We start from the raw sequence: 15,611 nt of genomic DNA on the forward strand, positions 1-15,611 counted from the left end.
TAGCAACTTTGCATCAAATGATTGTAATAGTTTTTAAATATTTAACGCCAAAATGGGTGAGAGGAATAACTTTATTTCCTTTTATTGTTTTATCTGAGAAATCAGATAGGAATAATGCTGTTTTATTGAATCATGAGAAAATTCATATCAGACAACAATTAGAAATGTTAGTGTTGCCTTTTTTTGTAATTTATCTTACCGAATTTTTAATTGGTTATGTAAAATATAGAAATTGGCAATTGGCTTATAAAAATATTTCTTTTGAACGTGAAGCTTATGCAAATGAAAAAGACCTTCACTATTTAAAGCAAAGGTCTTTTTGGAGATTCTTAAAATATTATTAGTAAATAACTTTTCTAACTTCTTCTGAATTATCTTCTAAAGTAACTTTTACTATCATTAAACTATTTGTTCTGTTCAAATTAGTTATTTGATAATTTTTATCATTTACATTGTTCTTGTTTAGTAATAATTTTCCTAAAGTGTCAAAAATTACAATGTCTTTTATTTTCAATTTACCTGATTCAACAGTTAATACATTATTGTCATAAACAGTTAACTGGTTTGTAACTTCTTTCACTTTATCTGATTTGGTATATCTTAAAACAAATCGATCTTTAATTGTTCCTTTTTTATCTATAAATGAATACGGAGCATCTTTTAAGTTAAAAATTACATTTAATACTTTATCTTCTAAGTATATATTTTGTTTAGGATTTAAGAATAATCCATCTACTGTACTCAAGGCAATTTTGTATAACCCATCTTGAGGTATTGCAACTCCAATGTTAACTTTGTCATTTACATCAAATGGGAGTTTTCTACCTTGGATCATCATACGTTCATCTTCAATTAATGAGAAAATGTTGAATGAAGGTTTTTCATTAGTGAATGCGTCAAATAATCTGTCGCTTTCATTTGTTGCGCCTTCTACATAACCTAATAATGATCTTACACTTGTTCCGGTTGGAGTTACTAAATCGAACCAAATTCTGTGTTTTTCAATTTCGTCTGAGTTTGTGTTTTTATCTGATGTTTTATAAAACTGAGAGTTACTATATACGTTTCCAGTTGGCACATCTCTTCTTAAAGTATTATTAAATATTAAATTTTCAGTTGTGCCTGCTGTTGAATGAAGCATAGAAATAAGGAATCCTTGACCTCCTCCAATTAAGCCATTAAATCCAACTGGACCACTTGATGCTCCAACAGAATTATAACTAATATAATCAGATGGTGTGTAATTGTATGCGTAGTTGTTATAAAATGGATCTGCTGTTGCAGTTGATGGATTTGTACCATGAGTCCAGATGTTAACAAAACCTGTGATATTGGTGTTTAATGTTAAGAATTTAATCGCATCAATTGAAGATGGATAAGGATTTCCAACTAAATTCCAGTTATCATCATCTTTTGTTCCAGGAGTTGTTGAAACTCCAGTAGAATAAGTTCCAGCTGTGTTGTACGTTCCTCTGCTAATTGGAGTTGTAATATCTCCGTTGTTAGGTACACCAATGAATGTTGCTGTATGATTTGCGGCAACAGTTGTTGAAAAAGCATTAGGTCCTCTGACAATATAGCCCTTACCTGTAATCATTGTTTCGTTTGCTGAAGTCCAATTTCCAAATTGACCTGGGTTTGTACCAATTGTTGGTGTCCATTTGTATTGAAAGCCTAATGGTGTTCCTGGAGAAATAGCACTATTGCTGAATCCTGAAACTGGTGATGACCAATATACATAGTCAAGTCTTTTTATATTAGCAATTCTCTGGTATTGAATGTTTCCAGTATTTGCTATGTTGTTTATTTGAACAATACTTGCGTCATCTTGAACAATAATTGTTCCTGTTGGGTTTACATTAATTACATCAGTTATTTTTAATGCATTTGTTGCTGTAATGTTTAAGATTGCATCTGTATTTACTGCTAAATTTAATCCTAAAGCACTATAATTAGTTCCTCCAATAATTGGGTCGTTTGCTACGTTTGGTATCACAACACAATCTGCTGAAGTTGGAACTCCTGTAGGAGACCAGTTGTTCGCTATATTCCAGTTTGTACTTACAGAACCATTCCAAACTTTTGCACCATTAATAGTTACTGTGGTTTGATCTGATTCTTTAATTGTACTTCCATCACATAGAGTATAAGTAATTTCTGCGGTGTAAGTTGTAGTTGAAGCAGGGCATACGTTAATTGTTGGTGTAGTTCCTACAACAGGTCCTGTAACTCCAGCACCTTCATACCATTTAATTGATGCGATTGAAGTACCATTTGGTACAAAACGCCATGCTTCATTAGTTGCTGTCCAGTTTGGATCAAGACCATTTCTTCCTGGGGGTACAGAAGCTAAAGTACCAGTTGCATTTTGAATACCTACGATTGCATTACCATCATTCCAAGTTCCAGCGCCAGCATTATCAAGCATTTTGTTGTTAATATAAACTTCAATAATATTTGAATTTTCGTATAATACCATCATTCCTGTATATAAAATAGCATTGTCACTAAACATCGGTACATTTGACCAAGAAGCTACTAAAGCTCTACATCCTGTTGGTAAAGTGATTAATTCCCAACCAACTTGTTTTAAAGTTCCTACTCCTGGATTAATATCGTGAAAAACACCAAAAATTGAATTTTCTCTTAATACAGTATTTCCGCTAATTGGAATGTTATTGTTAAAACTATATCCACTTGAAGTTCCAGCTAAAGCAGTATTAAAACTTAATATTCCATTAGAACCAATTACACATTGAGTGTATGTATTTCCATAAAAACAAAAATTAAACGGCAGGTTTACAACTGGAGACCAAACGTCATCCGTATTAACACTCACCGGATTAGCTAATCCTGTAAAACTACGTGGAGGATTATATACTATAGGTTCAACTATATAGTCTGTTGTTTCTCCTAAATCTAAATAAGTAGCTTCTAAATCAACACAAGTAGATGCTGCTGTACAATTAACTGCTGCTGGATCTGCTCCACTTAAACCTAAGCCACCTGAAACTACATTAGGACATCCTGTTACAACTGAACTTACTGTCATTGTTGTAAAAACGCCATTTGAAGAAGTTGTGCTTTGACCACTATTTGTACAAGTAACTACTAAATGCCAATATACAAGTCCACTTGCAGGAGCTATAGCGCTATAATTAGCATATGAACTTGTTGCTGCGCCAGCATTTGTCCATGGTCCACCAGCGTTTGTGCTATATTGCCATTGATAAGTCATGTTTAAAGCTTGAGTATAACCTGTTGCAACAACACTATATGAAGAGCCTGGCCATCCTGTATTAGGATTTGTGGTTACTGTTCCTGCAGTTGGAGCTCCTGCACAAACTGGAAAACAAACTCCGCTATATGATACCGAGATATTAAAACCAGAATATACAGATGAACTATCTGAGTAAAATTGAACTGTTAATGTTTGTCCTGCAGTTCCTGTATAGTTAATTGTTCCTGTTCCTGTATAAGAAGCTAATAAAGTTCCTCCAGTTCCAGTTCCATTATAAATTCTAATGTAGTCAAGACTATTTTCTGTAGTATAGTTTCCTGAAAGTGTAATTGTTGATGAAAGTCCAGCTTCTAAAACTGTATAACCACTTGAGCTATTTGCATAGTCTCCAGCGTTTCCACCATTGTCGTATAAAACGATATTTGTACCACAAGATACTGTGTTGTTTCCAGTTGTTGGAATATTTTGAGTTGATACAGAGTTAAAAGTTCCATTTGTAGAAGTTCCACTTTGGCCACTACTTGTACAAGTAACTATCAAATGCCACAAAACAGTTGTTCCTAATGCAGGAGCTGTTGCTGTAACGTTTGAATAGGTTCCCGACGAAGCACCTTGATTTGTCCATGATCCACCACCGTTTGTACTGAATTGCCATTGAAATGTCAGACCTGTTGCACCAGTAAATCCAGTTGCAGAAACAGTATAACTTGATCCTGGTGCAGCTGATGCTGGTGTTGCTACTGCAGTACCTCCACTTGGAGTTCCTGCACAAACAGGGAAACAAGTTCCGCTATACGTAACCGAAAGAGAAAAACCAGAATAGACAACTGAACCATCTGAAGTAAATTGAACGGTTAATGTTTGTCCAGCTGTACCAGTATAGTTAATAGATCCAGTTCCAGAATAAGTAGCTAATAAAGTACCACCTGTTCCAGTTCCATTATAGATTCTTATGTAATCAACACTTTCAGTAACATAGTTTCCTGAAATATTTATTGTTGCTCCTAATCCAGCTTCTAAAACGGTATACCCATTTGAGCTATTTGCATAATCTCCAGCGTTTCCACCATTATCAAATAAAACTATATTTGTTCCACAAGTAACTGTGTTATTTCCTGTAGTTGGTACGTTTTGTGTTGAAACGGATGTAAATGCAGCTGTAGTTGAATTTGCGCTTTGAGCACTTGCAGTACAAGTAACAACTAAACGCCAATGTGTAGTGATGCCTAAAGCAGGTGCGGTTGCAGTATAATTAGAGTAAGTTCCTGTTGGGCCTCCTTGGTTAGTCCATGGTCCGCCGCTACCAGTTGTACTGTATTGCCATTGAAATGTAAGTCCAGTTGCATTTGTAAATCCAGAAGCTGAAACTGTATAAGATGATCCAGGACTTCCAGTTGCTGGTGAAACTGTTGTAGTTCCTGCAGTTGGAGCTCCTGAACAAGCTGGAGATGCAATAACTCTAACAGTATAATCTTCTGCTTCTCCATAATCAAATGCTCCACATGCGGGAGCAGGGTTGCTTAAATAAGCATTTCTTATACGCATTCTGTAATCTCCTGCAGCTTGACCTAAGGGAATTGTTACCGTTCCTAAACTTGCTGGAGTACTAAGATATCCTGTAGAAAGTACATTTTCACCAGCGTCATTAAAATCTGTGTCATTATTCCAATCTACCCAAACATTATATCCGTAGGTACTTGTTGGATGCGTTGCGCTTAAAGAAAAATTAGCTCCAGGGAATTGACTTACAAATTGTGCAGAAAAATTTGAATATGCTGCAAATGCTGCTGAACTATTATTAAAATTAGCAACACCTCCTGTTGAGGTTACATTTGTTATATAATAGGATGTTGAAGCTGTATTTGTTGCTGCGCAATAACTACCTGGTATTGTGTATGTTATTCTAATTTGACCGGTACCGCCATTTCCACCACCATTATTGTTGTTGTCTTTATGAGCTCCAGCGCCGCCGCCGCCAATATTACTAGCGTTTGTTCCATTTGAATTAGTTCCTCCGCTTCCACCATTTCCACCACCAACACCTGTACCAATACCTCCATTTCTATTTGTTGTATCTCCGCCGTTTCCAAGTGTGCTTGCGCCGCCGCCGCCGCCGCCGCCGCCGAAGCTTGTGCCACTTCCATTTAGTCCATTAGCGCCGTTTCCGCCTCTAAAAGTTCCACCATTTGAAAAAATACCTCCGGTTCCTCCGGTTCCTCCAGCTCCACTTGTATTTGTTGTAACTGAAGCTCCGATATTTCCTCCGTTTGCTGATGTTAATATTGTTCCTCCACAATTTGTAGCTGTTGAAAAACAACTTGATCCTCCGGCAGTTGCTGCAGTACCACCTTGTAAACCTCCTGAACCGCCAGTACCAACTCTGTAATAGTAGGTAGTTCCTGGGACCACAGTTATTGTGTTTGAGTAGGTGTATTCACCACCACCACCACCACCAGCAGCACCACTACTACCTCTTGAATATCCACCTCCAGCACCAGCACCCCAAGCTTCAATTTTTACCGAGGTAACACCAGCGGGACAAACCCATGTTCCAGTTCCAGCTGTAGAGAATGTGTCAACAGTTTGTGCAAACGTTGTAGTTGTGAAAATTAAAAAAAGAAAAAACAGTAATAAAGTAAGTTTATTAGTAATGTGTTTTTTAAAATTGGTTAGTAATTTGTTGGGTGGGTTGTAAGCCTTGTTGTTCATTTTAGAAGAGTTTTGTATTTAGTGTGTTTTTTTTGATTATTATGTAATTATTGCTAGTAAATTGGGTTGTTAATTTTATAATATGAAATTATTATTTAAATTCGTTGAGCAATATATAAATTTTAAACAAAATTCATATAAAATGTTGAAAATATTCGACACAAGACGTTTATTTTCGACAAAACGCACTATTTTGCGCTGAAGTGTATAAAATAATTAATATTTAATTAATAATTATTTAACAACAAAAAAAGCCCGACAGGATTGCTGGGCTTTTTTATGTTAAATTAAATGTATTTATTTTTTATTTATTGTTTTTAATTTTCTCATCTTCAATCGTTACAGGTAAAATTTTTGGAGTAATTACTGCGTTTTTTGGTTTGTTTAATCCTTCTGGGACATCTTCAAAACGTACTTTAGTTCCATCAAAATAAATTGGTGTAGCATTTTGGATTTGGTTTTCAGTGTCAGGAATCATTACACCTTTCATATTTGAATCAAAGTTTTGAGATAAAACTACATCTGAAACTGTTACTCCGTTTTCATAACCTTTTTGAGTACCAATTGCAACCCAATTAAAAGAAACATTGCTTTTACCGTTTTTGTTTTCTTTAATAAAGAATCCATCTTTTGTTATTCTGCTAATATAAAGACCGTTGCTTTCTCCAATTGGCGTTACAGTAATGTTAATGCTTTCTTCAGAATCCATTGATTTGGATAAATCTGAAGTGCTTACTGCGTTTTTAAAGGCCTCATTAAAAGTAATAAAGACTTCTCCGTTATTTAATTTTCCTTTTCCTCTTGTAGTAACATCAACACTTGTTGAAGTAGAAGAATAAGTTGCAATTCTATTGTTGTTTCCTTCAATTAGTTGAATGTATGGTTTGTTTGTAATCGTATTTCCATCTACATACATACCAAAATCTTGACCTTTTGAAACAAGGCCATATTGACTTCCTTGTACATAGCCACCCATAAAACCTCCGTTTATACCCATACCAATATTATTATTTGCAGCTGGGCTTGACATTTTTCCTGCTCCATTACCATTAGTCGCAGTACTTGCATAAAGACCAAACATTGAACCTGCGCCACCTGCACTACTTTTATATGCTAAGGATGCCCACGTTCCAGAATTTTCACCTAAAACTCCACCAGTTCTTTTAGGAATTAAAGCCCCGCCAACACTTGTGTCTACAAGTAATTGCCCAGTTATTCCAAAAAAATATGAATCTGTATTAAGTACTGTTGTTTTTGATGCGAAAGATCCGGCTACACCTGCTAATGAAGAGTTTACTCCTGCAGCAGTTGGTCCGCTATATCCACCAGTTCCTTGTGTTCTGTTACTATGTGTTCCAATTATACCAGCTACGTCTTGATTACCTGCGACAGCCTGGTCTAATGTGCCGTAAACTGCTGCGATTGATGCAGTTGTTGTTAGTGTTCCTCCGGTGGTTTGTCCGTAAATACCTATTCCGTTTCCGAAATTAGCACCACTAACTCCGTTACCTACTTGAGATGATGATTGCCCTTGAACGCCAGATAGGTTGCCAGTTCTTGCAGTTACTGTTGATGAATTTAGTCCTGAAACACCTGATCCTTGAGTTGCGGCTATATTAGTTATAGTCCCTAATACACCATTTCCAGTACCTGAATTTCTTCCAGTTACTCCTGTTCCGGTTAATGTGCTTTGTCCAAAAACTCCGATTCCTGTTCCATTAGCATATCCGCTAATTGCTTCATCACCTGCTGTTGTTGCTAAAACTTCAAAAACATTATCAGCTCCGGTAGTTACATCGTTAGTTGTTGTGTTCATTAATATGTGTCCATTGGAAAGAACTCTCATTCTCTCAATATTATTTGTCCTTGTTGCGAAATCTACAGCATCAGTAGTTCCTATAAAGTCAGTAGCAATATTTGTACTTCCGTTTCCTAATAAAGACCAATCTAAGCCTCCTGGAGAACCTGCAAAGGCCACCCATCTTGTTCCGTTCCAAAAATATAATCCTGGGCCGATTGCATTTGGTGGTGCTGCAACACCTGTATTTGCTGTTGCAGTATTGTATACTACTGTCCCAGTTGGGATTGCTCCAGTTTGCGGGTTTACAACTGGTGCTTGAGCGTTTAGCGCTGTTAAGGCAATTCTTGGTACAACAAAACCGTAGTTATTTGCTATTGTTGGGTTTAAGTCTAATGCGCCTTCTGGTGTGGTAGTGCCAATACCTACTTGGGCATTTAAAGTGCAAATGCTAAATACAATAAAAAGTGCATGCTTTTTCATAACATCAAATTTTGGGGGGTTATTTTAATATTATTATTTTGAGATTTTTTAAATCATAAGCAATTTAACATTTTTTTTAAATATATCATAATTTAATTGTTTTTTTATTTTACTTTTCTAATTTAAATTTGTATTTAGTTTAGTTGTAGGCAAAAAAAAGCCCAACAAATTTGTTGGGCTTTTTTTAGAATTAAATTATCTTTTATTTTTTTTCTTTGTTTGTTTTGCTTTTTCCTTGTTCTAATTTTTTTGGTTTTAAAGGAGCTAATGGTAAACGAACGTCAACATGTTTTGAAATTATGTGACCTTCTTTTGAAATGGTATCTGCGCGATTTGCAATTAATTGCCATGAAAAAGAAACATTAGATTTTCCGTTTTGTAATTCTTTTACTGTAAAACCATTTGCTGACTTATCTGTAACAAATACTCCGTTGCAATCACCTTCTAATTGTATAAAAACTTTCAAGGGGTGTTTTTCGTTAACAAAAATATTTTTTGCTAAAACTTTATCAATATCAATTTTACAAACTCCATTTACTAAAGTACCAATACCAGAATCTGTAAATGTAATTTCTGGTGATTCTGATGCGTAAAGAATTCTTCCTTTGTTGTTTTCGTCTTTTACAATAGTTGAAACTGATCCGCCACCCATAATTTTATAATTTGTTCCTGCGTGTTGAAGACCTACCCATGCATAATCAGTTGTGTTTGCATCTCCATTTATATCACCTCCAGCTCCTGTAATAAATCCGCCAACACCATCTTGACCTCCATCAAAATAGCCTCCATAATACATGCTATTTGTATTGTCGTATCCTGCTAATTGTGCTGTAGCTTGTACGTTGTCTGCGGTATTTGTATTTGAGAAATAACCACCGTATCTTGTTTGGGTATTTGATGTTGGTGTTGTAACTGTTCCTACGACTCCAACATCAACTGCGGTTCCAATAACACCAATGTTAAATCCAGGTAAATTTGTGAAGCCATTACCTGAACCGTCGAAAGCCCCACCGGCATTAGAGTCTGTACCTGTCGCATCAGTTGAATGTCTTCCGTATACTCCAGCGCTGCTTTGGCCTGTTGCATATCCATTAATTGGATAATCTCCAGCTACACCAACTGATGTAAACATATCAATTGTTGGGAAAGGAGAGGAAGCTCTAATGTGAACGTGGTTTGTACTAGCATCTACAAAAAACATTTCTGTTTCTCCAGTTCCTTCTACTCTAAAATCATAGTTTTGAGCGTCTTCGTTAATTACTGTTTCTGCAGTACCCATTCTAATTCTCTCAATACTATTTGCTCTTAAGATTAATGGTACATTATCTGTAGTACCAACATAATTAGTTGCTGGATTAGTACCAGTATTTCCAGATAAAGACCAATCTAATCCTCCAGGTGAACCTGCAAGTGAAATCCATCTAGTTCCTTCCCAATAGTACATTCCTGGAACAACATTATTTGGAATTACACCTGCGGTAGCGGTATTCCATATTAAGGTTCCAACAACTAAAGCTCCACCTGCGGGGTTAACCACTGGCGCAGCAATATTTAACGCTGTAAGTGATACTCTTGGTAGTAATAATCCGTTTGTACTTGAATTGATATCTAATGCCCCTGCTGGGGTAGTAGTTCCAACTCCTACTTGTGCATTTGAAATTAATGTTAAAAATAACATTAAGGGTAGAATTTTTTTCATTTTTTATTAATTAGGGGGTTGTAAATATCTCACAAAATTAAATAAAAAACTTGAAAAACAAACAAAACAATGTTAAAAATCAATATATTACATAAATACACCAGTTGTCGGGCATTTGTTTTATTGAGTAATCCAAGTATTAAAAAATAAAAAGACCTTTACTTTTATAGTAAAGGTCTTTTTGAAAAATGTTAAGGAGTTAAGGTTTTTAGTAAATAACTTTTCTAACCTCTTCGGTATTGTCTTCTAATGTTATTTTAACTATCACTAAACTGTTAGTTCTTGTTAGATTATTTATTTCATATACTGGATTGTTAACATTTGTTTTTTCAAATATCTGTTTTCCTTGGATATCAAAAACTTGAATGTTTTTAATTTTTAATTTTCCAGACTGAACTGTTAGTTTTTCATTATCATAAACTATTAGTTGATTTGTTAGTTCAGTAATAGTTTCGTTTTTATCTTTTGCAAATCTTAAAACAAATCTATCTTTAACATATCCTTTGTTTGCTATAAATGCATATGGTGCCTCTTTTAAATTATATAGCGTGTTTAGTAATTTGTCTTCTAAATAGATGTTTTGATTCTTATCTAAAAATAACCCATCTACTGCACTTAGAGCAATTTTGTATAAACCATCTTGAGGAGTAGAAATTCCAATTCTTACTTTATCATTTGGATCAAATGGAAGTTTTCTACCTTGGATTATCATTAGATCCTCATCAATTAATGAGAAAATATTCAAAGATAATTTTTCATTACAGAATGCATCAAATAATCTGTCTTTACCATTTGTTGCGTTTTCAGCATATCCTAACATTGTTCTAACGTTAGTGCCAGTTGGTGTTACAATATCGAACCAAATGTGGTGTCTTTCTAATTCATTTGAATTTGTTCCTTTATTATCTGAAGTTTTATAAAACACATTATTGTTATAGGTGTTACTTCTTAGAGTGTTATTAAAAGTTAAATTTTCTGTGGTTGCTGCTGTTGTGTGTAACATCGAAACAAAAAATCCTTGTCCAGCATTAATTAGTCCATTAAACACACCCGGCCCACTTGAATTTCCTGTTGAATTATATGAAATATAATCAGAAGGAGTGTAATTGTAAGCGTAATCATTATAAAAAGGATCTGAAATTGCTGTAGACGGTAAAGTACCATGAGTCCATATATTAACAAAACCAGTAATGTTGGTGTTTAATGTTAAGAAATCAATTGCGTTTATAGCTGAAGGATATGGATTTCCAACTAAATTCCAGTTATCGTCATCTTTTGTTCCTGGAGTTGAAGAAACACCAGTAGAGTAGTTTACTCCATCGTAAGTTCCTCTGCTAATTGGAACGGTAATGTTTCCATTATTTGGAACACCAACAAAAGAAGTTGTAAAGTTAGTTAATACAGTTGTTGAAAAAGCACTTGGACCTCTTACAATATATCCTTTTCCGTCAATCATTGTTTCGTTTGCAGCTGTCCAATTACCGAAATTATTTGTTCCTCCAGTTGTAGGTGACCATTTGTATTGAAATCCTAATGGTGTTCCTGGAGAAATTGCGCTGTTACTAAATCCAGAAACAGGAGAAGACCAATAAACATAATCTTGTCTTCTGATATTAGCGGTTCTTCTGTATGTTATATTTCCAATATTTGCTATGTTGTTTGTTTGAAGTAAGCTTGATCCGCTATCAAATGTTGCAACACCACCAGCTTCAACATTTAAGTTATCGGTGATTGTAAGTGTGTTGTTTGTGTTAACTAATAAGTCACCATTTGCTCTGATAATAACATATTTTGCAAAAGCATTATAAAATGCACCAACAATTCTAGAGTCATTAGGACCATCGTAAATAATTACACAAGTATTAGCGTCAGGTACACCAGCTGGTTCCCAGTTGTTTGGTTGATTCCAATCGGTACTAACAGTTCCTTTCCAAAGTTTAGTTTTGTTAGTAATTGTAATTAATTCTGAGATAGGACATCCATTTCCTAAAGTTGCATTTGCAGTAAATGACCATGATGTTGAAGCTAATTGTGCTGGAGTTGGTTTAACATATACAGTTGTAACGTTTTGTGCTGCATAAGGTATAGTACAAGCTGCATCGATATATGCAGCTACAGTTCCGCCTGTCCATGTAAAAGTAGTATTTAAAGGTCTATTGCCATAAACTTTTACATCATCAATTGCCCAACCATTTGCCCAAGCAGAACCTCCAGCTAAGTAAAATCTAAATCTTACCATAAGATTATTCATGCCAGCATAAGCTGATAAATCAATAATTGAGTTTGAGAATTCTCCAGCATAACCTTGGTTTGATGTGTAGGTTTGTAAAGTTGTCCAAGCACCACCACCATTAGTCGAAATGTCAACATATCCAAATTGTACTGGCTCTCCAGGATAATATGAAAAATGATGTCTAAAGTCTAAAGTTAAATCTGAATAAGCAGTAGCGTCTAATACAGCAGTTCTTAATTGTGTATCTTTTGGATTTGGGACAGAAAAATCTGAGTTCGCTAAAACAAAACCATTTCCAATTGCACTTGAAGTAATAGCTGGTTTCCATACTGTTCCTGTAGGTACGTATGGACTTGTTCTTGCTGTCCATTGTGTGTTTGCGTCAGCTGCAACATTGAATAAAGATAACGTTCCTAGGCCACCTTCGAAATTTTCATTTACTAAGTAATCGATGATTTCATCACCACCAGCTGTAATAGTAACAATATTGTTTTCTCCACAAACTTCAGGTACTGATGGTGTTACAGTGATGTTTGTTGTTGGATTGATTGTTGCTATAACTTCTGTTCTGTACCAAGATTCACAAGTTCCGTTCCAAGCAGTAACATAATATTTTGTTGTTGCGCTTAAGAAAGGAGTATTCCAATATGTGATTCCAGGAACAGCAGCTTGAGAGCCAATTAATGTTCCTCCGAAAAGAGAATCGTAAAATCTAAATAGTGTAACTCCAGCAGTTCCTTCTGCTCCTAAAGCAACTATACCGTCGTCACAACGTTCGCCGTCATGAACAAAAGTTGGTTTTGCTGCACAATCGGCAACTACAACTAATCTGTAATCTTCAGTTTCACCTGCTGCATATGCTCCAGCACAAGGTGTAATTGTTCCAGAATTTTCACGAGTTCTCATTCTAATTCTATATGTTCCAGGAGCTGTTGCGCCTGGTACAACAAATCCTCCTGTACCTTCAATGGTTTGAGTTCCTCCAGTATTGTATACTAATTCTGGTGCGGCATCTGTAAATACGCCATCATTATTCCAGTCTACCCACATTTCAACAAATTGTCTAGAAACTCTTAAAAGATATTCAATTGCGACACCTCCGCCTGGAATTTGCGTTACTGGAGTAGAGGCAGTGAAATCTCCATAACCAGAAGCAGATCTTCCAGTTCCCATGTTGTTTAGATTTGTAATATTTCCAACGGTAAATACATTTTCAATATATCTTGTTGTTGTTGCTCCATATGTTGGGAAACAATATGGGTCAGTTGCTAAAGTTGTTGTATTTCCTATTAGAGGTGATACGGTTCTATATAATGGTCCTCCAATACAAAGTCTGTTGAAAGAAAAGATATAAAAATAATAAGTTGTAGATGGTGTTAGCCCAGAAGCAGAAAATGAATTATTAGAATCGTTATCTACAACGGTATATCCAGCTCCAACTGTTCCTCCAATTGCGTAAGTTGTTCCATTAACTGGTGTCGGCGCAGCTGGATTTGTACTAATAACTACTAAATAATTATCAGGTAGAGGAGAAGCATGTGTAAATGATCCTGAAATAACAGTTGCTGATGGTGATAGATTTAATGCTGTTGGTTGTGCAGTTGGTGCCACACAAGGAATATTACAGTTACCAGTATATGTTACATTTAAATCGAATCCAGATCTAACGCCTGTTCCGTCTGAAGTAAATCTTACGGTAATAGTTTGTCCGGGATTTCCAGTATAATTAATTGTTCCTGTACCTGTATATACAGCTAATTGAGTTCCTCCAATTCCTACGCCGTCATATAGCCAAACCGCATCAAATCCATTTTCTGTATCGTAAGTCCCATTGATGTTTACAACTGCTGTAGAAGTTACATTTAAAGCAGACCAGTCGTTTCTTCCACTTGCATAATTGGCTAAATTGGCATGGTCGCGTAGAATTGTATTGTTCCCACACGTAACATTATTTGTTCCCAATCCACTTACTAAAACAATATTATTAACAGTTAAAGTTGCAGTTGTAGAGTAAGCTGAAGTACCACATGCGTTTGTTGCAGAAGCATGATATTGATAATTGTTCATTGCTAAGGTAGCTCCAGTGATATTTAAAGTAGCAGTTGTAGCTGTGCTGTAAACTCCTCCGTTAACAATGGTTGTCCAAGTTCCACCACCATCGGTACTTACTTGCCATGTATAACTTGTTGGAGTGTTGCTTGCGGTTACTGTAAATGAAGCTATACCTCCCGTATTTGTTGAAAAGTTTACAGGGTTTGCAGTTATGCTTGGTGGAACATTAATCGTAACTGCTAAACTTCCTGATCCAGTGCTCCAACATCCTGATGAATCATGTTGAGCACGTAAGTAATAAGTTCCTGATGTGGTAGCAACAAATGTTGCGCCACTATTTGCTGTACTTGTTCCTAAAGCAGTTGTTTGCCAATACCATGTTACACCTGCAGGTGGTGCGCCCGCTCTAGTTAATGTAACTCCCGGAGGATTACATTGTGGTGAATTACTAGTAGGATTTCCTGGGTTAGCTGGAATTACCATTGTGTATGTAACTCTGATTTCTCCTCGAGCTCCATTACCTCCAGTTCGACCTCCACCGCCACTAATTCTTAAAGCGCCGCCACCGCCGCCGCCTGGTATAATTCCTGGATTACCATTGTTTGATGCACCAGTTCTTGCTGCTCCACCATTTCCACCACCACCAGGTGCGTTACCACCTGCGGCTCCAAGTGCAGTTGTGCCTAAGCCACCATCAGCACCTGTTGTGTTTGTTGTGCCTCCTGATGCAGTCCCTCCAGTTCCGATAGCGCCTTGGTTTTGACCGCCTCCAGTCCCTCCATTTGCTAGCATAATGCCAAATGTTGTTGGATTTCCGTTTCCACCACTATTTGTACCTCCGTTTCCGCCTAAGCCAACAGAGTAAGGGATTATATCACCTGGTAATACAGTTAATACTGCTGTAGAATAACCGCCTGACCCTCCGCCTGATCCTCCATTAGGATTATTGTCAGCAGCGCCTCCAGCACCTCCAGCTCCCCAAATAGTTACTGTTAAGGAGGTTACGCCACATGGAACTGTAAAATTGCCAGATCCAGAAATGTAAGTATCTGTAGTAACTTGCCCAAAAGCATCATAAAACCCTAGAAATATAAAAAAAAGCGCGAATAGTAATTTGATTTTGCTTTTTAGAAAAGAAAAGCAACGCACATTAACCGATGAATGTGTAGAAGCACCTGAATTGTAATTTTGTTCCATAAAAAGGGGGGTGTTATAGTATTGTTTTTTGTGATTTTTTTTAATAGTGTTATAACAAAGTTAATAAAAAAAAATGCTATTATATATTAAATGTTTTTTGTATTTGTTAAAAAATCGCAATTTCACGCTAAAAAACACGTAAATACTTATTTTTAATGCAATTGATTCGTATAAAACAAACAAATTTTACTTTTTTTGT

5 protein-coding genes are annotated in these 15,611 nt (G+C 36.0%); 1 reads left to right on the top strand and 4 read right to left on the bottom strand.

Going from position 1 to position 15,611, the window contains the following annotated elements:
• Nucleotides 1-17: 17 nt before the first annotated feature.
• Nucleotides 18-344 (top strand): hypothetical protein, encoded by a 327-nt coding sequence (locus G6N05_RS08745; RefSeq protein WP_166126987.1) that lies wholly within the window; start codon nt 18-20, stop codon nt 342-344.
• On the opposite strand, the gene G6N05_RS15720 is transcribed toward G6N05_RS08745, so the two are convergent.
• The 4 genes from G6N05_RS15720 to G6N05_RS15725 form a co-directional block, all read right to left on the bottom strand.
• Nucleotides 341-5,950, bottom strand: coding sequence for a GEVED domain-containing protein (locus tag G6N05_RS15720; RefSeq protein ID WP_166126989.1), 5,610 nt, complete (start codon nt 5,948-5,950; stop codon nt 341-343). The genes G6N05_RS08745 and G6N05_RS15720 overlap by 4 nt on opposite strands.
• Nucleotides 5,951-6,254: 304 nt before the next feature.
• Complete coding sequence (locus G6N05_RS08755) at nt 6,255-8,231, bottom strand: hypothetical protein (RefSeq protein ID WP_166126993.1); 1,977 nt, start codon at nt 8,229-8,231, stop codon at nt 6,255-6,257.
• 202 nt (nt 8,232-8,433) lie between these two features.
• On the bottom strand, nt 8,434-9,930 hold the full coding sequence (locus G6N05_RS08760) for a hypothetical protein (RefSeq protein ID WP_166127034.1): 1,497 nt from the start codon (nt 9,928-9,930) through the stop codon (nt 8,434-8,436).
• A 208-nt stretch (nt 9,931-10,138) separates the two neighbouring features.
• A complete protein-coding gene (locus G6N05_RS15725; protein ID WP_166127038.1) occupies nt 10,139-15,412 on the bottom strand; it encodes a GEVED domain-containing protein in 5,274 nt (1,757 codons plus the stop codon).
• Nucleotides 15,413-15,611: the final 199 nt, after the last annotated feature.

The sequence above is a fragment of the Flavobacterium bernardetii genome (genome assembly GCF_011305415.1).
GTDB classification, from domain to species: Bacteria; Bacteroidota; Bacteroidia; order Flavobacteriales; family Flavobacteriaceae; genus Flavobacterium; species Flavobacterium bernardetii.